The organism is Streptomyces sp. NPDC046931 (assembly GCF_040644655.1).
Lineage (GTDB): Bacteria > Actinomycetota > Actinomycetes > Streptomycetales > Streptomycetaceae > Streptomyces.
In genome coordinates this window covers 96,320-122,359 of record NZ_JBEYWX010000017.1, presented here as the reverse complement: position 1 = coordinate 122,359, position 26,040 = coordinate 96,320, and the positions used below count along the sequence as shown (strand labels likewise).

General features: G+C 71.4%; 19 protein-coding genes. 15 read left to right on the top strand and 4 right to left on the bottom strand.

Annotated features, from left to right (window positions below; genetic code table 11):
• Nucleotides 1–20: 20 nt before the first annotated feature.
• Together miaB and ABZ876_RS26670 are read left to right on the top strand one after the other, a co-directional pair.
• Nucleotides 21–1,550, top strand: a complete 1,530-nt coding sequence (gene miaB, locus ABZ876_RS26675; protein WP_361786180.1) for a tRNA (N6-isopentenyl adenosine(37)-C2)-methylthiotransferase MiaB — start codon at nucleotides 21–23, stop codon at nucleotides 1,548–1,550.
• 121 nt (nucleotides 1,551–1,671) lie between these two features.
• A complete protein-coding gene (locus tag ABZ876_RS26670; RefSeq protein ID WP_361786177.1) occupies nucleotides 1,672–2,391 on the top strand; it encodes a class III extradiol dioxygenase subunit B-like domain-containing protein in 720 nt (239 codons plus the stop codon).
• 202 nt (nucleotides 2,392–2,593) lie between these two features.
• Here the strand turns inward: ABZ876_RS26670 and ABZ876_RS26665 are convergent, their stop codons facing one another.
• Both ABZ876_RS26665 and ABZ876_RS26660 read right to left on the bottom strand, forming a co-directional pair.
• Nucleotides 2,594–2,842: an antitoxin gene (locus tag ABZ876_RS26665; RefSeq protein ID WP_361786174.1), complete on the bottom strand. Its 249-nt coding sequence runs from the start codon at nucleotides 2,840–2,842 to the stop codon at nucleotides 2,594–2,596.
• 25 nt (nucleotides 2,843–2,867) lie between these two features.
• Nucleotides 2,868–3,128 carry a hypothetical protein gene (locus ABZ876_RS26660; RefSeq protein WP_361786171.1) on the bottom strand — a complete coding sequence of 87 codons (261 nt, stop codon included), beginning with the start codon at nucleotides 3,126–3,128 and terminating at the stop codon, nucleotides 2,868–2,870.
• Nucleotides 3,129–3,309: 181 nt separating this feature from the next.
• Between ABZ876_RS26660 and miaA the strand changes: the two genes are divergently transcribed.
• The 6 genes from miaA to hflX all read left to right on the top strand — a co-directional run bounded on the left by miaA (nucleotide 3,310) and on the right by hflX (nucleotide 11,795).
• A complete protein-coding gene (gene miaA, locus ABZ876_RS26655) occupies nucleotides 3,310–4,248 on the top strand; it encodes a tRNA (adenosine(37)-N6)-dimethylallyltransferase MiaA (RefSeq protein WP_361786168.1) in 939 nt (312 codons plus the stop codon).
• Nucleotides 4,249–4,356: 108 nt separating this feature from the next.
• Nucleotides 4,357–4,845 carry a hypothetical protein gene (locus ABZ876_RS26650; protein WP_361786312.1) on the top strand — a complete coding sequence of 163 codons (489 nt, stop codon included), beginning with the start codon at nucleotides 4,357–4,359 and terminating at the stop codon, nucleotides 4,843–4,845.
• 175 nt (nucleotides 4,846–5,020) lie between these two features.
• Nucleotides 5,021–5,890, top strand: coding sequence for a diaminopimelate epimerase (gene dapF, locus ABZ876_RS26645; RefSeq protein ID WP_361786165.1), 870 nt, complete (start codon nucleotides 5,021–5,023; stop codon nucleotides 5,888–5,890).
• Between the two features lie 427 nt (nucleotides 5,891–6,317).
• On the top strand, nucleotides 6,318–8,516 hold the full coding sequence (locus tag ABZ876_RS26640; RefSeq protein WP_361786162.1) for an HD domain-containing protein: 2,199 nt from the start codon (nucleotides 6,318–6,320) through the stop codon (nucleotides 8,514–8,516).
• Nucleotides 8,517–8,637: 121 nt separating this feature from the next.
• Entirely contained in the window at nucleotides 8,638–10,110 is a 1,473-nt protein-coding gene (locus tag ABZ876_RS26635) for a M1 family metallopeptidase (RefSeq protein ID WP_361786159.1), read from the top strand.
• A gap of 194 nt (nucleotides 10,111–10,304) precedes the next feature.
• Nucleotides 10,305–11,795, top strand: a complete 1,491-nt coding sequence (gene hflX, locus ABZ876_RS26630) for a GTPase HflX (RefSeq protein ID WP_361786156.1) — start codon at nucleotides 10,305–10,307, stop codon at nucleotides 11,793–11,795.
• A gap of 118 nt (nucleotides 11,796–11,913) precedes the next feature.
• Here hflX and ABZ876_RS26625 read toward each other — a convergent pair whose 3' ends face one another.
• Nucleotides 11,914–13,140, bottom strand: a complete 1,227-nt coding sequence (locus tag ABZ876_RS26625; RefSeq protein ID WP_361786153.1) for a hypothetical protein — start codon at nucleotides 13,138–13,140, stop codon at nucleotides 11,914–11,916.
• A gap of 185 nt (nucleotides 13,141–13,325) precedes the next feature.
• Here ABZ876_RS26625 and ABZ876_RS26620 point away from each other — a divergent pair, with 185 nt between their 5' ends.
• The 5 genes from ABZ876_RS26620 (at nucleotide 13,326) to ABZ876_RS26600 (ending at nucleotide 20,974) form a co-directional block, all read left to right on the top strand.
• Entirely contained in the window at nucleotides 13,326–14,009 is a 684-nt protein-coding gene (locus ABZ876_RS26620; RefSeq protein WP_361786150.1) for a histidine phosphatase family protein, read from the top strand.
• Nucleotides 14,010–14,269: 260 nt separating this feature from the next.
• The gene (locus tag ABZ876_RS26615) at nucleotides 14,270–15,700 is read left to right on the top strand and encodes a diaminobutyrate--2-oxoglutarate transaminase family protein (RefSeq protein ID WP_361786310.1); all 1,431 of its coding nucleotides are present in this window, start codon (nucleotides 14,270–14,272) and stop codon (nucleotides 15,698–15,700) included.
• 281 nt (nucleotides 15,701–15,981) lie between these two features.
• Nucleotides 15,982–17,847, top strand: a complete 1,866-nt coding sequence (locus ABZ876_RS26610; RefSeq protein WP_361786307.1) for an IucA/IucC family protein — start codon at nucleotides 15,982–15,984, stop codon at nucleotides 17,845–17,847.
• Between the two features lie 114 nt (nucleotides 17,848–17,961).
• The gene (locus ABZ876_RS26605; RefSeq protein WP_361786304.1) at nucleotides 17,962–18,756 is read left to right on the top strand and encodes a GNAT family N-acetyltransferase; all 795 of its coding nucleotides are present in this window, start codon (nucleotides 17,962–17,964) and stop codon (nucleotides 18,754–18,756) included.
• A 244-nt stretch (nucleotides 18,757–19,000) separates the two neighbouring features.
• Entirely contained in the window at nucleotides 19,001–20,974 is a 1,974-nt protein-coding gene (locus tag ABZ876_RS26600) for an ATP-dependent DNA helicase (protein WP_361786147.1), read from the top strand.
• Between the two features lie 130 nt (nucleotides 20,975–21,104).
• On the opposite strand, the gene lexA is transcribed toward ABZ876_RS26600, so the two are convergent.
• Nucleotides 21,105–21,884, bottom strand: a complete 780-nt coding sequence (gene lexA / locus ABZ876_RS26595; RefSeq protein WP_361786144.1) for a transcriptional repressor LexA — start codon at nucleotides 21,882–21,884, stop codon at nucleotides 21,105–21,107.
• A 554-nt stretch (nucleotides 21,885–22,438) separates the two neighbouring features.
• Here lexA and nrdR point away from each other — a divergent pair.
• Nucleotides 22,439–23,002 carry a transcriptional regulator NrdR gene (nrdR, locus tag ABZ876_RS26590; protein ID WP_361786141.1) on the top strand — a complete coding sequence of 188 codons (564 nt, stop codon included), beginning with the start codon at nucleotides 22,439–22,441 and terminating at the stop codon, nucleotides 23,000–23,002.
• A 151-nt stretch (nucleotides 23,003–23,153) separates the two neighbouring features.
• Nucleotides 23,154–26,039 (top strand): vitamin B12-dependent ribonucleotide reductase, encoded by a 2,886-nt coding sequence (locus tag ABZ876_RS26585; protein WP_361786138.1) that lies wholly within the window; start codon nucleotides 23,154–23,156, stop codon nucleotides 26,037–26,039.
• Nucleotide 26,040: the final 1 nt, after the last annotated feature.

The window sequence follows — 26,040 nt, the reverse complement described above, 5'->3', positions numbered from 1 at the left end:
GCAGCGCCTACCCTTGACGCATGACCAGCAGCAGCGACCGGAGCCCGGCAGTGGACGTTCGATCCTCCAAGACATACGAGATCCGCACCTACGGGTGCCAGATGAACGTCCACGACTCCGAGCGGTTGGCCGGTCTGCTCGAAGAGGCCGGGTATGTGCGCGCGCCCGAGGGGTCGGACGGCGACGCCGACGTCGTCGTCTTCAACACCTGCGCCGTCCGCGAGAACGCCGACAACCGCCTCTACGGCAACCTCGGCCGTCTCGCGCCCAGGAAGGCCGAGCGCCCCGGGATGCAGATCGCCGTCGGCGGCTGTCTCGCGCAGAAGGACCGCGACACCATCGTGAGGAAGGCGCCCTGGGTGGACGTCGTCTTCGGTACGCACAACATCGGCCGGCTGCCCGTCCTGCTCGAGCGTGCCCGTGTGCAGGAGGAGGCGCAGGTCGAGATCGCCGAGTCGCTGGAGGCGTTCCCCTCGACCCTGCCGACGCGCCGCGAGAGCGCATACGCGGCCTGGGTGTCGATCTCCGTGGGCTGCAACAACACCTGCACCTTCTGCATCGTCCCCGCTCTGCGCGGCAAGGAGAAGGACCGCCGTCCCGGCGACATCCTCGCCGAGGTCGAGGCCCTGGTCGCCGAGGGCGTCTCCGAGATCACGCTGCTGGGACAGAACGTCAACGCCTACGGCTCCGACATCGGCGACCGGGAGGCCTTCGGCAAGCTGCTGCGCGCCTGCGGGGCCATCGAGGGCCTGGAGCGGGTCCGCTTCACATCGCCGCACCCGCGTGACTTCACCGACGACGTCATCGCGGCCATGGCCGAGACGCCGAACGTGATGCCGCAGCTGCACATGCCGCTCCAGTCCGGCTCCGACACGGTCCTGAAGGCGATGCGCCGCTCGTACCGCCAGGAGCGCTACCTGGGGATCATCGAGAGGGTGCGGGCCGCCATTCCGCACGCCGCGATCACCACCGACATCATCGTGGGCTTCCCGGGCGAGACCGAGGAGGACTTCGAGCAGACGCTGCATGTGGTGCGCGAGGCGCGGTTCGCACAGGCGTTCACCTTCCAGTACTCCAAGCGGCCCGGCACCCCGGCGGCCACCATGGAGGACCAGATTCCCAAGGAGGTCGTCCAGGCGCGCTACGAGCGTCTCGTCGCCCTCCAGGAGGAGATCTCCTGGGAGGAGAACAAGAAGCAGGTCGGCCGCACGCTGGAGCTGATGGTCGCCGAGGGCGAGGGCCGCAAGGACGGCGCGACCCACCGCCTGTCCGGCCGTGCCCCCGACAACCGTCTGGTCCACTTCACCAAGCCGGACGAGGAGGCCCGGCCCGGTGACGTGGTGACGGTCGAGATCACGTACGCCGCCCCGCACCATCTGCTCGCCGAGGGCCCCGTCCTGGGCGTGCGCCGCACCCGCGCGGGCGACGCGTGGGCGAAGCGGAACGCGGCGGAGGCCGCCAAGCCGGCCGGCGTCATGCTGGGGCTGCCGAAGGTCGGGATCCCGGAGCCGCTGCCGGCGGCCACGGCGGCTGCGTGCGGCTGCGACTGAGGGACAGCGGCGTCACGGACCTGTGAGGGCGTGCGCGCATGGCCGCATGGGGCCTGCGCGTACGGCGCCGTTGTGCCCGGGCAGCGGCATGGGGCCGTCCGGCGGGGTTACGCTGCGGATCGTGCTTGTCGCCGCCGCCGTCTGCCCCTGTCCGCCGTTGCTCGTGCCCGAGGTCGCCGCGGGTGCCGCGCCCGAGCTGGAGGGCGCCCGTGCCGCGTGCAGGGACGCACTGGGCGTGCTGGCCGCCGCGCGCCCCGGCCGGCTGGTGGTCGTCGGACCCGCGCCGGAGAGCGGGTGCGGACGGTATCCGCGGGGCGGGCGGGGATCGTTTCGCGGATTCGGCGTGGATGTCGATGTACGGCTGGGCGACGGGGGGACGCATCCGGGAGTGCCGGAGCGGGAGCTTCCGCTCTCGCTGGCCGTCGCCGCGGGGCTCCTGGAGCGCCTGAGCTGGGAGGGCGTGCCCGTGGAAGGGCTCGGCGTGCCCGAACTCCTGGCCCCCGAGCGGTGCGTCGAGGTGGGGGCGGAACTCGCCCGGCAGGACGAGCGGGTGGCGTTGCTGGTCATGGGGGATGCGAGCGCGTGCCGCACGGTCAAGGCGCCGGGCTACCTGGACGAGCGCGCGGCCGGCTTCGACGCCGCCGTGGCGCGTGCGCTCGGCGCGGCCGATGTGGCGGCCCTGAGGTCGCTGGACGTCCGGCTTGCGCACGAGCTGAAGGCCTGGGGCCGAGCTCCCTGGCAGGTCCTCGCGGGGGCGGCGGAGGGCGCGGATCTCGCCGGCGCGTTGTTGTACGACGACGCGCCGTACGGCGTGGGGTATCTGGTGGCGGTCTGGTCGTAGCGTCTTCGGCCACCGGGGGCGGGGGCGTACCGCCACGACGGCATGGACGGCGGCATGGACGGCCCGGCGCGCGCCTGCGCCCGGCATGGGCGCGTGCCCGTGCGCGACTCGGATCGGCGGCCGGTGACGTCCCGGCCCCGGACACGGCGGACGGCCGGGAGGCTGTGTGCCTCGCGGCCGTCCGCCGATGCGTCATGCCGTGTCAGGAGGCCGGGGGCGGTGGCGGTGCTCCCGGCGTCCTGTCACCGGTCGCAGGGCCGGTGCCCCGGTGCGCGAGGCGTTCCATCGCGTTCTTCGCCTTGCCCGTGCCCGTGTCGATCTTGCCGCTGTACTTGCCTTTGGTCCGCTCGTCGATCATCTTCGCGGCCTTGTCGAGGCCCCGATCGACCTTCTCTTCGTGCTGCTGCGCGAAGTTCGTGACCTTGGCCATCAGGTTGTCCACGAGACCCATGGTCCACCTTCCCTGCGGAGCGCGGTTACGTGCGGGCGCCCTCCTCGGCCTCGGTCTCGGCGGCCTCCGCGGCGGACTGCTGCCTGGGAATGGCGACGCCGTCGTCACCGGCCGGAGCGGTCTCCTGCGTCACCGTCTCCGAACCGGTCCCGGCCTCGGCCGCTCCCTTGTCCTCGTCCGTCGCCTCCGCCTCCGTCCCAGCCGTCGTCCGCGCGGCCTCCGTCACGGCGGACTGCGCCTCCTCCGTTGTCCTCGACCGCCGGAAGAGCCGTGCAAAAACGCCCATATCCACTCCATACGTTACTCGTGCGGGCGAAATACCGCGTAGCTCGGTGCGCCCGTTTGCATCGCCCGGCCATCCCGCTCTCGAACCGGTGACCGGAACCTCGCAACAGGCAACGACCCCGCATACGGGGCGTCACGTCGCTCGTTCGAGGTGGGGCCCGTAGGTTTGCGAAACTGTTCCGGTGAGTAGCGCAGCCCCCGCACCGCGGGTCATCGCCGTCGTCGGACCGACCGCGGCCGGAAAGTCCGATCTGGGTGTATTCCTTGCCCAGCGCCTCGGCGGCGAGGTCGTCAACGCCGACTCCATGCAGCTCTACCGGGGGATGGACATCGGAACCGCCAAGCTGACCCCCGAGGAGCGCGGTGGCATCCCGCACCACCTGCTGGACATCTGGGACGTGACGGTCACGGCGTCCGTGGCCGAGTACCAGCGCCTCGCCCGCGCCCGGATCGACGCGCTGCTCGCCGAGGGTCGTTGGCCGATCCTGGTGGGCGGCTCCGGCCTGTATGTGCGCGGCGCGGTCGACAACCTGGAGTTCCCCGGAACCGACCCCGAGGTGCGCGCCCGGCTCGAGGACGAACTCGCCCTGCGCGGCCCGGGAGCGCTGCACGCGCGCCTGGGTGCCGTCGACCCGGAGGCAGCGCGGGCGATCCTGCCCGGCAACGGCCGTCGTATCGTCCGGGCCCTGGAGGTCATCGAGATCACCGGCAAGCCCTTCACGGCCAACCTCCCCGGCCATGACTCGGTCTACGACACCGTGCAGATCGGCGTGGACGTGGCCCGCCCCGAACTCGACGAGCGCATCGCGCGGCGGGTCGACCGGATGTGGCAGGCGGGACTCGTGGACGAGGTGCGCGCTCTGGAGGCGCAGGGTCTTCGGGAGGGGCGTACGGCGTCGCGTGCGCTGGGGTACCAGCAGTTGCTCACGGCGCTCGCGGGGGAGTGCACGCTGGAAGAGGCGCGCACGGAGACCGTGCGTGCCACCAAACGCTTCGCGCGCCGTCAGGATTCCTGGTTCCGCCGTGACCCGCGGGTGCACTGGCTCAGCGGCGCCGCGGCGGACCTGCGGGAACTTCCGCACCTCGCGCTGGCGTTGGTCGAACGACCGGTTACAGCCTGATCACGTGATGGCATCGGGACGCCCCGCCCGTCATACGGGCCTGCGGCGGCATGCCATCATCGAGCTTCGATCGACCAAGTGGAGTCCGAGTTGGGAGGGCGCGTGGCGATGGAGGCCGGCCCTCGCGACACCGCACAGAGCGGGGAACATGACACCGCGGAGGCCGGGGACCAGAGGCTCAGTTCCGACGGTCCCGACGATCAGCCCCCGGGCGGTGTGACGGACGACGGGCCGGGCGCGGACGAACTGTCCGCCGGGCCCGAGGTCGAGGTCGAGCTGCGCCCGCAGCGCCGGCTGCGGATCTGGCAGCTCGCCCCCATCGTGGCGCTGGCGGCGATGGGCTCCCTGATGTTCGCCTTCCCGCTGGCCTTCGAGTTCGGTGACGGCGGCGCCGTGGTCGCCATGCTCGGTCTGCTGATCTTCTCCTGCGCGGCCGGCTGGGGCATGATGGCCGCCCGCCGGGTCGGTTACACGTGGCCGGGCCTGCCGCAGCGCGGCTCCGGGCGGCGCCCGGACTGGCGGGTCGTCCTCGGCTACGCCGTACTGGTCGCCGCGGTGGTCGTGCTGGCCGTGTGGCGCGTGGCCCGCCTGCGCTGAGCCGTCACGGCCGCACCGGGCGCGGCCGCACCGGGCCCCGCTTCCGCCCGAGCGCCCCTTCCACGCCTGAGCGCCCGCTCCGCCGTGAGCCCCCCCGGCCGTGGCCGTCCGCCCCGGCCGTCCGCCCGCCGAACCGGTCGTCCCGGGTGTCGTGGCCACCCCGTACGATCGAGGAATGAGCACGCGGATCGCCTTCCTCAAGGGGCACGGCACCGAGAACGACTTCGTGATCGTCCCGGACCCCGACAACGTCATCGACCTGCCCCCGGCCACCGTCGCCGCCCTGTGCGACCGCCGCGCTGGTCTCGGCGGCGACGGTCTGCTGCACGTCGTGCGCTCCGCCGCGCACCCCGAGGCCGAGGAGATGGCCGTCGAGGCGGAGTGGTTCATGGACTACCGCAACGCGGACGGCTCGATCGCGGAGATGTGCGGCAACGGCGTACGGGTGTTCGCGCGTTACCTCCAGCGCGCGGGGCTCGCGGTCGAGGGCGATTTCGCGATCGCCACGCGCGGAGGCGTCAAGACCGTGCACATCGCCAAGGACGGTGACATCACCGTCGGCATGGGCAAGGCGCTCCTCCCGGAGGGACAGGTCACGGTGAGCGTCGGCGAGCGCAGCTGGCCCGCGCGCAACGTCGACATGGGCAACCCGCACGCGGTCGCCTTCGTCGACGACCTGGCGCACGCGGGTGACCTGTTCACCCCGCCCCCGTTCGGCCCGGCCTCCGTGTACCCGGACGGGGTGAACATCGAGTTCGTGGTGGACCGCGCTCCTCGGCATGTCGCGATGCGCGTCCACGAGCGGGGTTCCGGCGAGACCCGCTCGTGCGGCACGGGCGCGTGCGCGGTGGCCGTCGCCACCGCCCGCCGCGACGGCGCCGACCCGGCCGTCACGGGCACCCCGGTCACGTACACCGTGGACGTCCTGGGCGGCACCCTCCGGATCACCGAGCACCCGGACGGCGAGATCGAGATGACCGGTCCGGCGGTGATCATCGCCGAGGGGGAGATCGACACCGACCGGCTGCGGGCCGCGGCCCGCTGACCCGGCCATCCCGCCAACCCACCCCGGTCCGCGCCTCCTTGGGGGCGAACGGGTGGCGCGCTGAAGCACGGGGTAGCACGCGGACAGTGATGCTCCGCACAGTCCGGTGGCCGGAAAGCGCCCTCCGATACACCCCGCGAGGCTCCGGATCGTAGCCCGCTCCCCCCGCACCGTTCCGATCCGCAGCCCAGGACGGCGGAGTGTGTTCGGATCGACGGCCGATGCCTCGCCTCATGGCTGAAAGCCGCAAACATCGGTTTCATCGCTCGAATGGGTGATCCGTTTCACGCTCGGCGAGAGCCGGTCGGGCGGACGTGATGGGCTCGATAGCATCAAGCACCGGCCCGGACGGGGGACCGACGCCATCCCCTGCGCCGCGTGGGGCAAGGGGCACTCCGTCCGCCGGTCAACGAGCCGGAGGTGCCCCATGAGTGCGGAGGCCACGAACCCTGCCAGCCCCGCCCCCGCGACGCCGGGGGCGCACCGCAGGAAGAGCCGCCCCCGGATCGACCTGCGCCGCCTGGGGCGGGCCGCCCTGCTCGGCCCCGCCACCCGCGACCGGCTGCCGGACGCGATCGGCCACGTCGCCGAGGCGCACCGTGCCCACCACCCCGACGCCGACCTCGAACCCCTGCGCCGGGCCTACCTGTTGGCCGAGTCCTCGCACCGCGGCCAGATGCGCAAGAGCGGCGAGCCGTACATCACGCACCCCCTCGCCGTGACCCTGATCCTCGCCGAACTCGGGGCCGAGACCACCACCTTGACCGCCTCCCTGCTCCACGACACCGTCGAGGACACGGATGTGACGCTGGACCAGGTGGGCCAGGAGTTCGGCGAGGAGGTGCGCTACCTCGTCGACGGTGTCACCAAGCTGGAGAAGGTCGACTACGGCGCTGCCGCCGAGCCAGAGACCTTCCGGAAGATGCTCGTCGCCACCGGCAACGACGTCCGCGTGATGTCGATCAAACTCGCCGACCGCCTGCACAACATGCGCACCCTCGGCGTGATGCGCCCCGAGAAGCAGGTACGCATCGCCAAGGTCACCCGGGACGTCCTCATCCCGCTCGCCGAACGCCTCGGCGTCCAGGCGCTCAAGACGGAACTCGAGGACCTCGTCTTCGCGATCCTGCATCCCGAGGAGTACGAGCACACCAGGGAGCTGATCCTCGAGAACGCGGCGCACGGGGACGACCCGCTCGCCCACATGACCGAACAGGTGCGCACCGTGCTGCGTGAGGCGGACATCCAGGCCGAAGTCCTCATCAGACCACGGCACTTCGTCTCCGTACACCGCATCTCCCGCAAGCGGGGCCGGCTGCGCGGCGCCGACTTCGGCAGGCTTCTGGTCCTGGTGAACGAGGACGCCGACTGCTACGGAGTCCTCGGTGAGCTGCACACCTGCATGACGCCGGTGGTCTCGGAGTTCAAGGACTTCATCGCCGTCCCCAAGTTCAACCTGTACCAGTCGCTGCACACCGCGATCGCGCGCGAGGACGGCGAGATCGCCGAAGTCCTCATCCGCACCCATCAGATGCACAAGGTCGCCGAGGCGGGCGTGATCGCGCTCGGCAATCCCTACGCCCCCGCGTCCGACGACCCCTCCGACGGCGAGCGCGCCGACCCCACCCGCCCCGGTTGGCTCTCACGGCTCCTGACATGGCAGGAGGCCGCTCCGGACACCGACACCTTCTGGTCGACCCTGCGCGAGGACCTCGCCCAGGACCGGGAGATCACCGTCTTCCGCCCCGACGGGGCCGCGCTGGGGCTCCCGGAGGGCGCGAGCTGTGTGGACGCCGCCTACGCGCAGTACGGAGAGGACGCGCACGCCTGCATCGGCGCCCGCGTCAACGGCCGGCTCGCGACGCTGGGCACCGTCCTCAGGGACGGCGACACCGTGCAGCTCCTCATGGGCCAGGACCCGGCCTCCGAGCCCTCCAGGGAGTGGCTGGACCACGCGCGCACGCCCGCCGCGCGGATCGCCATCCAGCGCCGGCTGGCGGCGCACCCCGCGCCGGCGGACCCGTCCGGCGACGCGTCCGCGCCGGGCGCCGCGCGACACGACACCGAGGCCGCGCCGGACGGCGCCGCAGCGCGTACCGCGGCGTCCGAGACCGCCGCACGCCCACCCGCGCCTCCCGGGCGCCCCACAACGGACGCGCCCGGCGCACGCGCCGCCAGCGCGGTCGTCGATCTGCCTGGCGCCTCCGTACGTCTCGCGGGCTGCTGTACGCCCGTACCACCCGACGAGGTCACCGGCTTCGCCGTGCGCGGGGGCGCGGTGACCGTGCACCGCGTCGAATGCGCCGGAGTGGCGCGCATGAAGAGTGCCGGGCGCGCGGAGATCGGCGTGCGCTGGGGCGACACCACCGATTGCCGGGTCACCCTCGTCGTCGAGTCCTTCGGGCGCCCCCACCTTCTCGCGGACCTCACCGAGGCCATCGCCGTGGAGGGGGTGGCGATCGTCTCCGCCACCGTCGAGCCGCCCAGCCAGCAGCGCGTGCGCCACACGTACACCCTGCAACTCCCCGACGCGGCACACCTTCCGGCCCTGATGCGCGCGATGCGGAACGTGCCCGGCGTGTACGACGTCAGCCGCGCCCAGCACGCCGCGGCGGCCGCCCGTTAGACGTCACCCCGGCCGTCCGCCCGGCGTCGGCGGGGGTGCAGGGGGCCGGAGTTGAATCCGTTCGGGTGGGCCCGTCGCGCGCCGTCACCGCGTGGTGCACGCGCGCTGGTAGCCGTGGTCCATGCCGCACACCCTCCGTTCCTTGATCCCCCGTGCCCGGCGTGCCCGGGCAGCCCTGCTCGCCTGTGCCGTCGCCGGCGGTCTGATCGCCGCGAGCGCCCCCCGGTCCGCCGAGCCCCAGGGCATCGGCGACCGGCTCTACCCGTCGCTCGGCAACCCCGGCTACGACGTGCTGTCGTACGACCTCTCGTTCACGTACCCCGGCAGCAACAACAAGCCGCTCACGGCCGTCACCAGGATCCGGGCACGCGCCGTCCAGCGCCTGGAGAGCATCAACCTCGACTTTACGCACGGCACGGTGGCGTCCGTCGACGTCAACGGCGCGCCCGCGGACTTCACCAGCGCGGGAGAGGACTTGGTGATCACGCCGGCCGCCCCGCTCCCCAAGGGCGGCGTGCTGCTCCTCACCGTGCGGCACACCAGCGATCCGGTGTCCGACAAGGGCCGGGAGGGCGGCTGGGTGCAGACCGACGACGGGCTGGTGATGGCCAACCAGGCCGACGCCGCCCACCAGGTCTTCCCCTGCAACGACCACCCCTTCGACAAAGCGCTGTTCACCTTCCACGTGACCGCGCCGGACGGCTACACCGCCGTGGCGAACGGCCTGCCGGCGGGCACCCGGCACACCCACGGCGCCACGACCTGGACCTATCGCACCCGGCACCCCATGGCCACCGAACTCGCCCAGGTCTCCATCGGCCGCAGCGTCGTGCTGCACCGCCAGGGCCCGCACGGACTGCCCGTCCGCGACGTCGTCCCCGCCAAGGACGAGGCGCAGCTGGAACCGTGGCTGGCAAAGACACCCGGCCAGATCGCCTGGCTGGAGAAGAAGGTCGGCCCGTATCCCTTCGAGACCTACGGCCTGCTGGTCGCCCAGGCACGGACCGGCTTCGAACTCGAGACGCAGACGCTCTCCCTCTTCGAGAAAGGCGTGTTCAGCGAGCCCGCCTACCCCCGGTGGTACGTCGAGTCGGTCATGGTGCACGAACTGGCCCACCAGTGGTTCGGCGACAGCATCAGCCCGCGCACCTGGTCCGACCTGTGGCTCAACGAGGGACACGCCACCTGGTACGAGGCTCTGTACGCGGAGGAGGGCGGGCACCGCCCGCTCCAGGAGCGCATGAAGGCGGCGTACACCCTGTCCGACCGCTGGCGCGCCAGCGGGGGCCCGCCCGCTGCCCCCGAGCCGCCGCGGCACGGCCAGAAGATCAGCATCTTCCGGCCGAACGTCTACGACGGCTCCGCGCTCGTGCTGTACGCCCTCCGCCAGGAGATCGGGCGCCCCGCCTTCGAGCGCCTGGAGCGGGCCTGGACCTCCCTGCACCGGGACGGCACATCGACCACGGCCGACTTCGAGCAGCTGGCGTCCCGCGAGGCGGGGCGCGATCTGAGCGTCTTCTTCCAGGGCTGGCTGTACGGCCGCAAGACCCCGCCGATGCCGGGGCACCCGGACTGGAAGAGCGGCCCCGTCTGAGCCCCCGAGGCGGGTCGGGAACTCGGATGACGAGACGGGCCGTGCCGTGCGACCATCGTCGGGTCGGCGGTGCGCCCCAGGCCGGGCGACGGGAATGTCCCGGGCAGCCCGAGCGTTGTGACCTTTGACGAGCGGTGCGGCCGAGACGGCCCGTGCCATCGCCGCATACGGATCCCCAAGGACGTAAGGACCAAATGACCTCCTCTTCTTCCCCTTCCCAGGACACCAAGCGCTTTGCGCACGCCTACCCCGAAGGTCTTCGGGCCGATGCCCTGATGGAAGAGGACGTCGCCTGGAGCCACGAGATCGACGGAGAGCGGGACGGCGACCAGTTCGACCGCTCCGAGCGCGCGGCCCTGCGCCGAGTCGCGGGCCTGTCCACCGAGCTCGAGGACGTCACCGAGGTCGAGTACCGGCAGCTGCGCCTGGAGCGCGTCGTGCTCGTCGGGGTGTGGACCTCGGGGAACGCGCAGGACGCGGAGAACTCGCTCGCCGAGCTCGCCGCCCTCGCGGAGACCGCCGGCGCGATCGTGCTCGACGGCGTCATCCAGCGCCGCGACAAGCCCGACGCGGCCACCTACATCGGCTCCGGCAAGGCCGAGGAGCTGCGGGACGTCGTGCTCGAGACGGGCGCGGACACGGTCATCTGCGACGGTGAGCTGAGCCCCGGCCAGCTGATCCACCTCGAGGACGTCGTCAAGGTCAAGGTCGTCGACCGTACGGCCCTGATCCTGGACATCTTCGCCCAGCACGCCAAGTCCCGAGAGGGCAAGGCGCAGGTCGCGCTCGCCCAGATGCAGTACATGCTGCCGAGGCTGCGCGGCTGGGGTCAGTCGCTGTCCCGGCAGATGGGTGGCGGCAGCGGCGGCCTGGCGACCCGTGGTCCCGGTGAGACCAAGATCGAGACGGACCGGCGGCGGATCCGCGAGAAGATGGCGAAGATGCGCCGGGAGATCGCGGACATGAAGACCGGCCGTGAGATCAAGCGCAAGGAGCGCCGGCGCAACAAGGTGCCCTCGGTCGCCATCGCGGGCTACACCAACGCCGGAAAGTCCTCCCTGCTCAACCGCCTCACGGGCGCGGGCGTCCTGGTCGAGAACGCGCTGTTCGCGACCCTCGACCCGACCGTGCGCCGGGCCGAGACCCCGAGCGGCCGGCTGTACACCCTGGCCGACACGGTCGGCTTCGTCCGGCACCTGCCGCACGACCTGGTCGAGGCCTTCCGCTCCACCATGGAGGAGGTCGGCGACTCCGATCTGATCCTGCACGTGGTGGACGGTTCGCACCCGAACCCGGAGGAGCAGCTGGCCACGGTGCGTGAGGTGATCAGGGAGGTCGGCGCCACGGACGTCCCCGAGATCGTCGTGATCAACAAGGCGGACGCGGCCGACCCGCTGGTGCTCCAGCGGCTGCTGCGGGTCGAGAAGCACTCCATCGCGGTCTCGGCACGCACCGGCCGGGGCATCGAGAAGCTGCTCTCGTACATCGACGACGTGCTGCCCAGGCCGGCGGTCGAGATCGAGGCGCTCGTGCCCTACACGCAGGGCCGTCTGGTGGCGCGCGCCCACTCCGAGGGCGAGGTGATCTCCGAGGAGCACACCCCGGAGGGCACCCTGCTCAAGGTGCGGGTGCACGAGGAACTGGCGGCGGAGCTGGCGCCCTACGTTGCGCTCCCCGCGCTCTGACCTTCGCCCCGCAGGGCCATAAGGCCCGCTCCCCGTCGGGGAGCGGGCCTTCGCGTGTTCCCGGGCCATCGGCCGCCGCGGAGACCGCCCACGGTCCGGCGTGACCCGTCACGCACTCTCACTGACGTGCGAACTTCTCGGAGACCGAGTCGTACACGCGCTTGGCCACCGCGCCCAGCCGCGGTCCGGCCAGCCAGCCCGCGGTCACCGGACCGATCGACGTGTTGGAGACCAGCGCGGGCCTGCCGTCCGGGTCCGTCTCCACCCAGCCGCCGCCGGACGCACCGCCCGTCATGGTGCAGCCGATGCGGTACATCGTCGGGTCCGTCCGCTGGAGCGAGAGCCGGCCCGGCTTGTCCTGGCACTGGTAGAGCTTCTGACCGTCGTACGGTGCCGCGGCCGGGTAGCCGGTCGCCGTGATGCCGTCGACCTTCGGTACGGCCGGCGCGTTGAAGTTCACCGGGAGTGCCGCACCGACCGTCTCCTCCAGCGACTTCCCGCCGTTGCCCTTCTCCGGCGTCACATGGATGACGGCGAAGTCGTACGACGCGCCCTGCCCGCCGGTCTCGCCGCCCTGCTCGATCCACTGCTGCGAGGTCTGCGCCCAGTCACCCCACCAGACGCCGTACGGCGCGACCTCCTGCCGCGGCGTGTACCTCAGCTCGGCCGCCGTCCGCCCGGCGTTGTTGTACGCGGGCACGAACGCGATGTTGCGGTACCAGCCGCCCTGCCTGCCGGCGTGCACACAGTGGCCGGCCGTCCACACGAGGTCGGATTTGCCGGGGTGCGCCGGGTCCTTCACCACGGTCGCCGAGCAGACCATCGTGCCCTTGGGGGAGTCGAAGAACACCTTGCCCGCCGCGGGCGCATGGGCGTGGTACGCGGCCGGTACGGCCTGCGCCTCCACCGGCGCGGGAGTCGGGTCGGTGACGCCCTGGTCGCCGGAGAGGTCGTCGGCGTCGACGACCTTGCCGGGGTCATGGGCCTTGCGCATCCGGTCCGGGTTCCACAGATCCTTGATGATCGGGTTGATGAAGTCGTCGGCCTCGCGCAGCCAGTCGTCCTTGTTCCACTTCTTCCAGGCGCCGTTCTTCCACTTGTCGACGTCGATCCCGTGTTCCCTGAGCTTCTGCTTGATGTCGTCCGGGATCTTTATCTTTCCGTCGCCGGCGGAGGATGCGGACGCGCTGGCCCCGCCGCTCGCCCGGGAACTGCCGCCGGAGTCGCACGCGGTCGCGGTCAGCGCCAGCGCCGTGGCGAGTCCGACGGCCGCCAGCACCGGGGAGGTCCTGCCGCGCGCGCTCCCTTCCCGGCGAACGGTGACGAGCGGGCGTATGCGTCGCATGGTCTGAACTCCCCCGTGGCGAGCCGGTGTTGAACGGCCCCCACACTATGCGTCCGCTGTGGGCGACTTCCCACGGAACGGCAACGGTTCGGCTACAAGCCGTCTGACCTGGCCATCGTCCGAAGGCCGACGGTTGGTGGCAGAGTGAAACCTCCCAGCCGGCCTCCCTGGAGACAGACCCTCATATGCGCTTGCTGCTCATCCGTCATGGCCAGACCCCCTCGAATCTGAAGCACCTTCTGGACACCGCCGAGCCAGGGCCCGCGCTGACCGCGCTGGGGGAGCGGCAGGCTGCCGCACTTCCGGCGGCGCTGGGGGCGGAGGACATCGGCGCGCTCTACGCGTCGACCTTGCTCCGCGCGCGGCTCACCGCGGCACCGCTGGCCGCCGCGACCGGGCTGGAGGTCCGAGTGCGAGAGGGGATTCGGGAGCTGTCCGCAGGCGATCTGGAGATGCGAGGCGACGATCAGGCCGTCCACATCTACCTCACCACCGCCTTCGCGTGGTCGGCAGGGGATCTCGGGCGCCGGATGCCGGGCGGTGAGACCGGTGCGGAGGCCCTGGAGCGTTTCGACGCCGTCGTCGAGGAAGCCGCCGGCACGGGAGCAGGGACGGTCGCCATGGTCAGCCACGGCGCCGCGATCCGCATGTGGGCGGCAGCCCGGGCGCAGAACATAGACATCGACTTCGCAGCCGCTCACCGACTGCGCAACACCGGTGTCGTCGTACTTTCGGGCGCTCCCGGCCGGGCTTGGCGAGTCCTCGCCTGGGAGGAGCGCCCGCTGGGTCCCGAGGACGGCGCCCCTGGGACGAGCGGGCCCGCTGGGGAGCCGTCGGTCCGGCAGAGCCGGCCTGGGAGCACGGCCTGACACCCACCCCGGGCGGGTGCACGGCGGCCGCGTCGGGGTCACCCGCAACGATCTTCAGTTCACCCGCTTCCACAGGCCGTTCACGTCGTTGATACGTACGGGGTGACCTGCCATTCGCGCCCGGACCCTCACCCCGTCCCCTCTGAACAGTGGGAGGAACTGACGTCGTGACCGTGACGGAGACTGCGGTGGTGCCGGTGGAGGGCGAGCCGGAGGGGAGCACGGGAGCGGAGGCGCAGCGCCCAGCGCGTGAAGGGGGTTTGGCAACCCGGGGAGTGCGCTCGGCGCACGAGGGCATTCTGCGCCGGCAGTCGGCGCGCGAATCCGCGGCGCGCACCTACGCCCGCGCCCTCCCGATCGTTCCCGTGCGGGCCCGCGGGCTCACCATCGAGGGCGCCGACGGGCGCCGCTACCTCGACTGCCTCTCCGGCGCGGGCACTTTGGCCCTCGGGCACAACCATCCCGTCGTCCTGGAGGCCATCCGCAAGGTCCTCGACTCCGGGGCGCCGCTGCACGCGCTGGACCTCGCCACGCCCGTCAAGGACGCCTTCACCAGCGAGCTGTTCCGCACACTGCCGCCGGCTTTCGCCGACCGCGCGCGGGTGCAGTTCTGCGGTCCGGCCGGGACGGACGCCGTGGAGGCCGCGCTCAAACTGGTGCGCATCGCCACCGGCCGGGACGGGATCCTCGCCTTCACCGGGGCGTACCACGGGATGACCGCGGGAGCTCTCGAGGTGTCCGGAGGCGCGACCGATGTGCGGGTCACGCGCCTGCCGTATCCGCACGACTACCGCTGCCCGTTCGGTGTCGGCGGCGAGAACGGCGCCGAACTCGCGGCCCGCTGGACCGAGTCCGTCCTCGACGACGCCAAGTCGGGTGTGCCGCTGCCCGCCGGAATGATCCTCGAACCCGTCCAGGGCGAGGGCGGGGTGAATCCCGCGCCGGATGCCTGGATGCGCCGTATGCGGCAGATCACCGAGAGCCGGTCGATCCCGTTGATCGCGGACGAGGTGCAGACGGGCGTGGGACGCACCGGGCGGTTCTGGGCCGTCGAGCACAGCGGCGTGATCCCCGACGTGATGGTTCTGTCCAAGGCGATCGGCGGCAGTCTGCCGCTCGCCGTCGTCGTCTACCGCGACGAACTCGACGTATGGCCACCCGGTGCGCACGCCGGCACGTTCCGTGGCAACCAGCTCGCCATGGCCGCCGGCACGGCCACCCTCGCCTACGTCCGGGAGAACCGCCTCGCCGAACGCGCCGCCTCGCTCGGCACCCGTATGCTCGCCCAACTGGGCGCACTGGCCGACGAGTTCCCGTGCATCGGAGATGTACGCGGCCGGGGGCTGATGATCGGTATCGAGCTGGTCGACCCGGAGTCCGCACCCGAACCGGCGCTGCCCGACGCCCCGGATGCCCCTCCCGTGGGCGCCGATTCCGGCGGCGCACCTTCCTCGGGCGCCGATTCCGCAGATGCCGGGCCTCGGCCCGCCGCCCCCTTGCTGGCCGCGGCCGTCCAGCGGGAATGCCTGCGGCGTGGCCTGATCGTCGAGCTGGGCGGGCGGCATGAGAGCGTCGTGCGGCTGCTCCCACCCCTGACGATCAGCGACGAGCAGACGAGTGCGGTCCTGGACCGGCTCGCCGACGCGGTGGCGGCGGTCGCCCGCGAACCCGTCCGCGCCGTCCGGCCCTGAGCCCGCGCGCCCTCCATCGGAACCGGCGCCCGGTCACAACCGCCTCACCCGCCGCACCCCTCGCACCCCCCCCGCACGCCTGTGCGCCACATCCCGCCTTCACCCTTGGCCCCACTGTCCACGCCCTTCACCCTTAGCCCCTCGTCCCTCGCCCTACGGACTCGAACGACCTCCGAGGAACGCCCTTGAACGTCACGCCCACGTCCGACGGCGGCCCGCCGTTCCCCGAGCCGGAGCCCGACCGCACCGAGACCGCCGCGCCCGCACCGGCGTCGGACACCATCCCCCGGCAGAAGTCAGCGGTTCCGGAACCCGACGGCGCCCCCGACCCGCTGGAACACCCCGACCCGCACACGGCGGCCCAGGCCGCGACCCTCGAGAACCTGCTGCGCTGCTGGGTGCGCGAGAGGGGCCTCGGCGCTCCCGACGATGCGGTCCTGCGCATCCCGCTCCCCGCCAGCGGTGCGGCCCTTCTCGCCCCGGTCCGCTACTGGTCCGCGACCGGCTGGCACCGCTTCGGCCCACCGCGCCTCGCGGGCGCACCGGGGTGGGCCCCGCCCGTGGACGCGGTGACCGTGGCGGCACTGCTGGCACGGGAGACCACAGGAACAGCACCCTCCACCACACCGCCATCGGCACCGGGGCCCGCACAAGCCGCCGGCGCGGAACACCTGCAGGGCTCCGCGCCGAGCCACGTCGCCGACCTGGTGCGCCGTGTCGCCGACTCCGCGCACCGCACCGCCACCTACCTCGCGGAGCGCCGTGCGCGCCCGGCGGGCGCGGCCGATGTCTTCCTCTCGGCCGAGCAGGCGCTGCTGCCAGGGCACCCCCTGCACCCCACGCCCAAGAGCCGCGAGGGGCTGTCCGACACCGAGGACCGCCTCTACTCGCCCGAACGGCGCGGCGCCTTCCCGTTGCACTGGTTCGCGGTCGCCCCCTCCGTACTCGCCACCGACTCGGCGTGGACGGAGCGCGGCCGGCCCATGCCCGCGGCCCGGCTGACCCAAGGCCTCGCCGGACCGGCGCTCCCCCTGCCCGACGGCTTCGCCGCACTACCGCTGCACCCCTGGCAGGCGCGCGAGATCCGGCACCGACCGGCGGTCAGAGCCCTCCTGGACGCCGGACTGCTCCGGGATCTCGGCCCACACGGCGAACCCTGGCACCCCACCTCCTCCGTCCGTACCGTCTACCGCTCGGGCGCCCCCGCGATGCTCAAGCTGTCGCTGGGCCTGCGCATCACCAACTCCCGCCGCGAGAACCTCCGCAAGGAACTCCACCGGGGCGTCGAGGTGCACCGCCTGCTGCGCAGCGGCCTAGGCGAGCAGTGGCAGTCGGCCCACCCCGGCTTCGACATCGTCCGCGACCCCGCCTGGCTCGCCGTCGACGACCCCTACGGCGACCCCGTGAGCGGCCTGGACGTGATGATCCGCCACAATCCGTTCACCCCGGCGGACAACGCGTCGTGCATCGCCGCACTCGTCGCCCCCGGCTGCCGGGCCCGGAACGCCGAGCAGCAGCGCCCTGCGCGCTCCTCCCGGCTCGCGGAGATCATCACGCGCCTCGCCGGGCGTACCGGTCGCCCGCTCGGTGCCGTCGCCACCGAGTGGTTCCTGCGCTACCTCGCACAGGTGGTGCGCCCGGTGCTCTGGCTGGACGGCGAGGCCGGCATCGCTCTCGAGGCGCACCAGCAGAACACCGTACTTCTGCTGGACCCCGAGGGCTGGCCCGCGGGCGGCCGCTACCGGGACAACCAGGGCTACTACTTCCGCGAGTCCCGCCGCGGCGAACTCCACTCCCGGCTGCCCGGCATCGGCGAGCACAGCGACACTTTCGTCTCCGACGAGGTCACCGACGAGCGCTTCGCCTACTACCTCGGCATCAACAACGTGCTCGGTCTCATCGGCGCGTTCGGCTCGCAACGCCTCGTCCATGAGGCGCTGTTGCTCGCCGCGTTCCGCCGCTTCCTCACCGAGGCGGCCACCGGCCCCCGCCGGCTGCGCACATCCCTGCCCGCCCGCCTGCTCGACTCACCCGTCCTGCGCTGCAAGGCCAACCTGCTGACCCGGCTGCACGGCCTCGACGAGCTCGTCGGCCCGGTGGACACCCAGTCCGTCTACGTCACCATCGCCAACCCCCTTCATCCCTGAGGAACATGCCCCACCCCGTCGTCTGAGAGGAGCGTCGTCGTGTCTGCCACCGATGCGAGCACCGACGCCGGCACCACCTCCGCACCCAGGGGGTCCCACACCGGCACGGACCCCGTGTCCCGCGGCGAGGCCGTCCCCGTCCCCAGCCGGGGCCCCGGTTCGGGACCCGACGGCGAGGACACCCTCGACCTCCGGCTGCCCGACGGGTTCCAGGCGCTGTGCGCGGAGGAGGAGGCGAGCCGCAGCGGGACGGCCCGACCCACGCCGGCCGGGGACCCGGACCGGGCGGCCACCGCAGCCACCCCACCCGCCGTCCGATCCGCCGTCCCGCAGGACGACGCCCTCCTCGGTCACGTCGCCGACTGGGGCCCGACCACCACCCCCGCGGGCGTCTTCCAGTTCGTCCCCGTCCATCTCGGCCGCGACCTCCCGCTTGTCGCCCGATGGATGAACGACCCCGTCGCCGCCGTGTTCTGGGGGCTCGCCGGAGGCGAGGCGGTGACCGAGCGGCACCTGCGCGCCCAACTCGACGGTGACGGACGCAGCGTCCCCTGCCTGGGCGTGCTGGACGGCACCCCGATGAGTTACTGGGAGATCTACCGCGCCGACCTCGACCCCCTGGCCCGCCACTATCCCGCCCGTCCCCACGACACCGGGATCCACCTCCTCATCGGTGAGGTCTCCACCCGGGGACGCGGCCTCGGCTCCACCCTCCTGCGCGCCGTCGCCGATCTCGTCCTCGACCGGCGCCCCGCCTGTGCTCGCGTCGTCGCCGAACCCGACCTTCGCAACACCCCCTCCATCGCCGCCTTCCTGAGTGCCGGCTTCCGGTTCTCCGCCGAGATGGACCTGCCCGGCAAGCGGGCCGCCCTCATGGTCCGGGACCGGATCCTGTGCCGTCTGCTGTAGTGGCCATCACGGTCGTCACTGCCATCATTGCCATCACTCTGCGTAACGAAGCGTGCTCTGTGTGAGTTCCGAGCCGGGGAGCCCTCGTGCCGAATCCGTCTGCCTGCTCCGCTCGGACCGGCCGGCGCACCCGTACTCACCGACCCGCGGAACCCTCCCCACTCCCCGCACCACCCGCGGACGCCTCGTGCGCCGCGGCCTTGATCCCCCTGTTGTCGGTGCAGGGCCGTAGGGTGGTCAGGCTATGACGAAGCCCTCACTCCCCGAACTCCTGCATGCAGCCGTCACAGCCGTCGGCGGCACGGAGCGCCCCGGCCAGGTGACCATGGCCCAAGCCGTCGCGGAGGCCATCGACGACGGCACCCATCTGCTGGTCCAGGCCGGCACCGGTACCGGTAAGTCGCTGGGCTATCTGGTGCCCGCGCTCGCGCACGGGGAGCCCGTGGTGGTGGCGACCGCCACCCTGGCGCTTCAGCGTCAGCTCGTCGAGCGGGACCTGCCGCGCACGGTGGAGGCACTGCATCCGCTGCTGCGCCGCCGACCGGAGTTCGCGATGCTCAAGGGGCGTTCGAACTACCTGTGTCTGCACCGTCTGCACGAGGGCATGCCCCAGGACGAGGAGGACGGCCTCTTCGACCAGTTCGAGGCCGCCGCCCCCAGCAGCAAGCTGGGTCAGGACCTGCTGCGGCTGCGCGACTGGTCCCAGGAGACGGAGAGCGGCGACCGAGACGACCTCACTCCGGGAGTCTCCGACCGCGCCTGGGCCCAGGTGTCGGTGTCTTCCCGGGAGTGCCTGGGCGCCTCGAAGTGCGCCTACGGCGCCGAGTGCTTCGCCGAGATGGCCCGCGAGCGTGCCAAGCTCGCCGAGGTGGTCGTCACCAACCACGCGCTGCTCGCGATCGACGCCATCGAGGGCGCGCCGGTCCTTCCGCAGCACGAGGTGCTGATCGTCGACGAGGCCCACGAGCTTGTCTCCCGGGTGACGGGGGTCGCCACCGGTGAGCTCACTCCCGGCCAGGTCAACCGCGCGGTGCGCCGCGCCGCCAAGCTCGTGGACGAGAAGGCCGCGGACCGGCTCCAGACGGCAGCCGAGGGCTTCGAGCGGCTGATGGAACTGGCCCTGCCGGGCCGCCTGGAGGAGATCCCGGAGGATCTCGGGTACGCCCTCATGGCGTTGCGCGACGCGGCCCGTGCGGTGATCTCCGCGCTCGGCACCACCCGGGACAGATCGGTGCAGGACGAGGACGCCGTCCGCAAGCAGGCGCTGGCCTCCGTGGAGAGCGTGCACGACGTGGCGGAGCGGATCACCAACGGTTCCGAGTGGGACGTCGTCTGGTTCGAGCGTCACGACCGCTTCGGCGCGTCCCTGCGGGTCGCCCCGCTGAAGGTGTCGGGGCTGCTCAGGGAGAAGCTCTTCGCGGACCGCTCGGTGATCCTGGCCTCCGCCACGCTGAAGCTGGGCGGCGACTTCAACGGCGTGGGCGGATCCCTGGGCCTCGCCCCCGAGGGTACGGAGGGGGAGGACCTGCCGAAGTGGAAGGGCATCGACGTCGGTTCCCCCTTCGACTATCCGAAGCAGGGCATCCTGTATGTCGCGAAGCATCTGTCCCGCCCCGCACGGGACGGCGAGCGCTCGGACATGCTGGACGAGCTGACGGAACTCGTCCAGACGGCCGGCGGCCGCACACTGGGCCTGTTCTCCTCGATGCGGGCGGCCCAGCTCGCCGCCGAGGAGCTGCGCACCCGCATCCCCGAGTTCCCGATCCTTCTCCAGGGTGAGGAGACCCTCGGCGAGCTGATCAAGAACTTCGCGGCCGACCCGAAGACCTCCCTCTTCGGCACGCTCTCGCTCTGGCAAGGGGTCGACGTCCCCGGACCCAGCTGCCAACTGGTCGTCATGGACAAGATCCCCTTCCCGCGCCCCGACGATCCGCTGATGAGCGCCCGCCAGAAGTCGGTGGAGGACGACGGGGGCAACGGCTTCATGGCTGTGGCCGCGACGCACGCCGCGCTGCTGATGGCGCAGGGCGCCGGCCGGCTCGTACGGGCCTCCAGGGACCGCGGTGTGGTCGCCGTGCTGGACCCGCGGCTCGCCACGGCCCGCTATGGCGGCTATCTGAAGGCGTCACTTCCCGCCTTCTGGTACACGACCGACCGTCATCAGGTGCGCAAGTCGCTGGCGGCCATCGACGCGGCGGCGAAGGCGGAGGGTGCGTGACCGACCGGGGCCGTGCCCGCCGCACAGGACAGGGCCCGGCGCACCGGACAGCGCAGGGCCCCGGAACCGGCGCAGGGGTCCCGGGGCCCGGATCATGGGGGCGGTCGAAGGTCCGCCCACCGCGACGGTGTCACACCCGCCGCAGCACCGCCACCACCTTGCCCAGGATGGTGGCTTCGTCGCCGGGGATGGGCTGGTAGGCGGCGTTGTGGGGGAGCAGCCAGACATGGCCGTCCTCGCGCTTGAAGCGCTTGACCGTGGCCTCGCCGTCGAGCATCGCGGCGACGATGTCGCCGTTCTCGGCGACGGGCTGGCGGCGGACCGTTACCCAGTCGCCGTCGCAGATCGCGGCCTCGATCATGGAGTCGCCGACGACCTTCAGCACGAAGAGTTCACCGTCGCCCACGAGCTGCCGCGGGAGCGGGAACACGTCCTCGACCGACTCCTCGGCGAGGATCGGGCCACCGGCGGCGATTCGGCCGACGAGCGGTACGTAGGACGCGGCGGGCTTGCCCGCGGTGTCGGTGGGCTGCACGGAGGGCGACTGGTCGGAGCCGCGCACCTCGTACGCGCGCGGGCGGTGCGGGTCGCGGCGCAGGAAGCCCTTGCGCTCCAGAGCCATCAGCTGGTGCGCCACCGACGACGTACTGGAGAGCCCCACGGCCTGGCCGATCTCCCGCATCGACGGCGGGTAGCCGCGCCGCTGCACGGAGTCCCGGATGACCTCGATCACCCGGCGCTGCCGGTCGGTCAACCCGGAGCTGTCCGCCCGGATGCCTGGAGGTCGGCCCGGCAGGGACCGCTTGGGCCCCTCGTGGTTCGTGGCTTCGTTCATGGCATGCACCGGCTCGAGTCGGCCCTGGGAGCGGTCCTGGGCAGTGATGGTGGCACTGTCTGCGGTGGTGGTCACGTCGGCCCCTCTCGATGGTCTCCCGTGCAGCACAACGGTAGTTGCTTTCGAAAGGTTGCGCCAAACACACGTTCGAGTGAAAAACGGCGAATTACCTGACGTGATCGGGGCTCCGGGTGTATGGCCGATGCCCGCTCCGTGGGGGTCCCCCGCTCGAGCGAGCCGGCGGCGGAGAAGGGTGAAAGCACTCATTGCTGTACTCTTCACCGCCGGAGTGAGGGCCTTGTGGGCCGCCGCGGCAGGTGCCCAGTCTGCCACCCCGCGCCCGTCGGCCGTTGTACCGGCCCCCTTCTTCATGCGGCGTTCACCGTATTCGCGCATTGGCCTGATCCGGTAGGGCCACGGGGCATGTGCCAATCCATCCGCCGTGGGCGTGTCGCCACCACATGTGCGAGCCAATCGCTACATGTAGTGGTTGGATTGCGACAGTGGCCCAGAAGTTGTGGTCCCCGCGGTCTCCCCGCCTCGGGAGATCGCCTATGCTTGGGGCTGCTTCGAGGGGCCCATGAGGCCCACGAGGTCAATGAGTCGTGCTGAAAAGGAGGGTTGGAGCCATGCACTGCCCCTTCTGCAGGCACCCCGACAGCCGCGTCGTCGACAGTCGTACGACCGACGACGGCACGTCCATCCGCAGGCGCCGCCAGTGCCCCGACTGCTCCCGTCGTTTCACGACCGTGGAGACGTGCTCGCTCATGGTGGTGAAGCGGTCCGGAGTCACCGAGCCCTTCAGCCGCACCAAGATCATCAATGGCGTGCGCAAGGCATGCCAGGGGCGGCCTGTCACCGAGGACGCACTCGCCCAGCTCGGCCAGCGGGTCGAAGAGGCGGTGCGGGCCACCGGGAGCGCCGAGCTGACCACCCACGACGTGGGTCTGGCCATACTCGGCCCCTTGCAGGAGCTCGACCTCGTCGCCTATCTGCGGTTCGCGTCCGTCTACCGGGCGTTCGACTCGCTGGAGGACTTCGAGGCCGCCATCACGGAACTCAGGGAGCAGCAGCGGGAGCATCCCGCCGTGGACGACGACGACCACGAGAACACTGTCGCGGAGCGCCGGGGAACCGACCGCGGGTCCGGAGGGACGGCCGACGTCCCCGTGCCCGCCACCGCCGCCGACTGACGGGAGAGCCGGGGGGTACCGGCTCCGTCGGGGGCGCACACAGACCCGTCACGCGTGCCGGCGTACGACGCGCGTGACAAGCAGACACAACACCGTGCCTTGGGAAGAAAAGGGCACGTCAGGGCGTTTTTGCCTGATACAGGGAGGCGGCATGACAGAGACGGCGAGCGGTCCGGCACGAGGTTCCCGAGCGAAGGGCGCCAAGGCCACCAAGGGACTGCGTGTCGAGCGCATCCACACGACCCCCGGCGTGCACCCGTACGACGAGGTCGAGTGGGCGCGCCGTGACGTCGTCATGACCAACTGGCGCGACGGCTCGGTCAACTTCGAGCAGCGTGGCGTCGAGTTCCCCGAGTTCTGGTCGGTGAACGCGGTCAACATCGTCACCAGCAAGTACTTCCGTGGTGCCGTCGGCACCACGCAGCGCGAGACCAGCCTCAAGCAGCTGATCGACCGCATCGTGAAGACCTACCGGAAGGCCGGCGAGGACTACAACTACTTCGCCTCGCCCGCCGACGCGGAGATCTTCGAGCACGAACTGGCGTACGCCCTCCTGCACCAGATCTTCAGCTTCAACAGCCCCGTCTGGTTCAACGTCGGAACCCCGCAGCCCCAGCAGGTCTCGGCCTGCTTCATCCTGTCCGTCGACGACTCCATGGAGTCGATCCTCGACTGGTACAAGGAAGAGGGCATGATCTTCAAGGGCGGCTCCGGTGCCGGCCTGAACCTCTCCCGGATCCGCTCCTCCAAGGAACTGCTCTCCTCCGGCGGCAACGCCTCCGGCCCGGTGTCCTTCATGCGCGGCGCCGACGCCTCCGCCGGAACGATCAAGTCCGGCGGTGCCACCCGTCGCGCCGCCAAGATGGTCATCCTGGACGTCGACCACCCGGACGTCGAGGACTTCATCGAGACCAAGGTCAAGGAGGAGGAGAAGATCCGCGCCCTCCGTGACGCGGGCTTCGACATGGACCTCGGTGGCGACGACATCACCTCCGTCCAGTACCAGAACGCCAACAACTCGGTCCGCGTCAACGACACCTTCATGAAGGCCGTCGAGAGCGGCGGGAGGTTCGGCCTGCGCGCCCGGATGACCGGTGAGGTCATCGAGGAGGTCGACGCCAAGGCGCTCTTCCGCAAGATGGCCGAGGCGGCCTGGGCCTGCGCCGACCCCGGCATCCAGTACGACGACACGATCAACCACTGGCACACGTGCCCGGAGTCCGGCCGCATCAACGGCTCGAACCCGTGCAGCGAGTACATGCACCTGGACAACACGTCCTGCAACCTCGCCTCGCTGAACCTGATGAAGTTCCTGAAGGACGACGGCAAGGGCAGCCAGTCCTTCGACGTCGAGCGCTTCGCCAAGGTCGTCGAGCTGGTCATCACCGCGATGGACATCTCGATCTGCTTCGCGGACTTCCCGACCCAGAAGATCGGCGAGAACACCCGCGCCTTCCGCCAGCTCGGCATCGGCTACGCCAACCTCGGCGCCCTCCTCATGGCGACCGGTCACGCGTACGACTCCGACGGCGGCCGCGCCCTGGCCGGCGCCATCACCTCCCTGATGACCGGCACGGCGTACAAGCGCTCCGCGGAGCTGGCCGCGGTCGTCGGCCCGTACGACGGCTACGCCCGCAACGAGCAGCCGCACCTGCGTGTCATGAAGCAGCACGCCGACGCCAACGCCACGGCCGTCCGCATGGACGACCTGGACACCCCGGTGTGGGCCGCCGCCACCGAGGCCTGGCAGTACGTCCTCCGCCTCGGCGAGAAGAACGGCTTCCGCAACTCCCAGGCGTCCGTCCTCGCGCCGACCGGCACCATCGGTCTCGCCATGTCCTGCGACACCACCGGTGTCGAGCCGGACCTGGCGCTGGTGAAGTTCAAGAAGCTGGTCGGCGGCGGCTCGATGCAGATCGTCAACGGCACCGTGCCGCAGGCGCTGCGCCGCCTCGGCTACCAGGAGGAGCAGATCGAGGCGATCGTCGCCCACATCGCCGAGCACGGCAATGTGATCGACGCGCCGGGCCTCAAGCACGAGCACTACGAGGTCTTCGACTGCGCCATGGGCGAGCGTGCCATCTCCCCGATGGGCCACGTCCGCATGATGGCCGCCATCCAGCCGTGGATCTCCGGCGCCATCTCCAAGACCGTCAACATGCCGGAGTCGGCGACCGTCGAGGAGGTCGAGGAGATCTACTTCGAGGCCTGGAAGCTGGGCATCAAGGCGCTCGCGATCTACCGCGACAACTGCAAGGTCGGCCAGCCGCTCTCCGCGAAGAAGAAGGAGTCCGCGCAGGAGAAGGCCGAGGAGCCCGTCGCGGAGCCGAAGGTCGAGAAGGTGGTCGAGTACCGACCGGTCCGCAAGCGCCTCCCCAAGGGCCGTCCCGGCATCACCACCTCCTTCACCGTCGGCGGCGCCGAGGGCTACATGACCGCCAACTCCTACCCGGACGACGGTCTGGGTGAGGTCTTCCTGAAGATGTCCAAGCAGGGCTCGACGCTCGCGGGCATGATGGACGCCTTCTCCATCGCCGTCTCGGTGGGTCTTCAGTACGGTGTGCCGCTCGAGACGTACGTCTCGAAGTTCACCAACATGCGTTTCGAGCCGGCCGGTATGACGGACGACCCGGACGTGCGGATGGCGCAGTCGATCGTCGACTACATCTTCCGCCGCCTGGCCCTGGACTTCCTGCCCTTCGAGACGCGCTCCGCGCTCGGCATCCACTCCGCCGAGGAGCGTCAGCGCCACCTGGAGACCGGCTCGTACGAGCCCACCGAGGAAGAGGTCGACGTCGAGGGCCTGGCCCAGTCGGCCCCGCGCGCCCAGGAGCTGAAGGCGGTCGTCGCTCCGAAGGCCGAGGCCGCGACGGCCGAGCCGGCTCCGAAGCAGGCGCACACCAGCGCCGAGCTGGTGGAGATGCAGCTGGGCATCCAGGCGGACGCCCCGCTGTGCTTCTCCTGCGGCACGAAGATGCAGCGGGCCGGTTCCTGCTACATCTGCGAGGGCTGCGGCTCGACGAGCGGCTGCAGCTGAC

Coding starts and splice junctions, on each gene's coding strand:
- miaB (WP_361786180.1), top strand. CDS start 21: ATGACCAGCAGCAGCGACCGGAGCCCGGCAGTGGACGTTCGATCCTCC.
- ABZ876_RS26665 (WP_361786174.1), bottom strand. CDS start 2,842: ATGGGTCTCGTGGACAACCTGATGGCCAAGGTCACGAACTTCGCGCAG.
- ABZ876_RS26660 (WP_361786171.1), bottom strand. CDS start 3,128: ATGGGCGTTTTTGCACGGCTCTTCCGGCGGTCGAGGACAACGGAGGAG.
- ABZ876_RS26650 (WP_361786312.1), top strand. CDS start 4,357: ATGGAGGCCGGCCCTCGCGACACCGCACAGAGCGGGGAACATGACACC.
- dapF (WP_361786165.1), top strand. CDS start 5,021: ATGAGCACGCGGATCGCCTTCCTCAAGGGGCACGGCACCGAGAACGAC.
- ABZ876_RS26640 (WP_361786162.1), top strand. CDS start 6,318: ATGAGTGCGGAGGCCACGAACCCTGCCAGCCCCGCCCCCGCGACGCCG.
- ABZ876_RS26635 (WP_361786159.1), top strand. CDS start 8,638: ATGCCGCACACCCTCCGTTCCTTGATCCCCCGTGCCCGGCGTGCCCGG.
- hflX (WP_361786156.1), top strand. CDS start 10,305: ATGACCTCCTCTTCTTCCCCTTCCCAGGACACCAAGCGCTTTGCGCAC.
- ABZ876_RS26625 (WP_361786153.1), bottom strand. CDS start 13,140: ATGCGACGCATACGCCCGCTCGTCACCGTTCGCCGGGAAGGGAGCGCG.
- ABZ876_RS26620 (WP_361786150.1), top strand. CDS start 13,326: ATGCGCTTGCTGCTCATCCGTCATGGCCAGACCCCCTCGAATCTGAAG.
- ABZ876_RS26600 (WP_361786147.1), top strand. CDS start 19,001: ATGACGAAGCCCTCACTCCCCGAACTCCTGCATGCAGCCGTCACAGCC.
- nrdR (WP_361786141.1), top strand. CDS start 22,439: ATGCACTGCCCCTTCTGCAGGCACCCCGACAGCCGCGTCGTCGACAGT.
- ABZ876_RS26585 (WP_361786138.1), top strand. CDS start 23,154: ATGACAGAGACGGCGAGCGGTCCGGCACGAGGTTCCCGAGCGAAGGGC.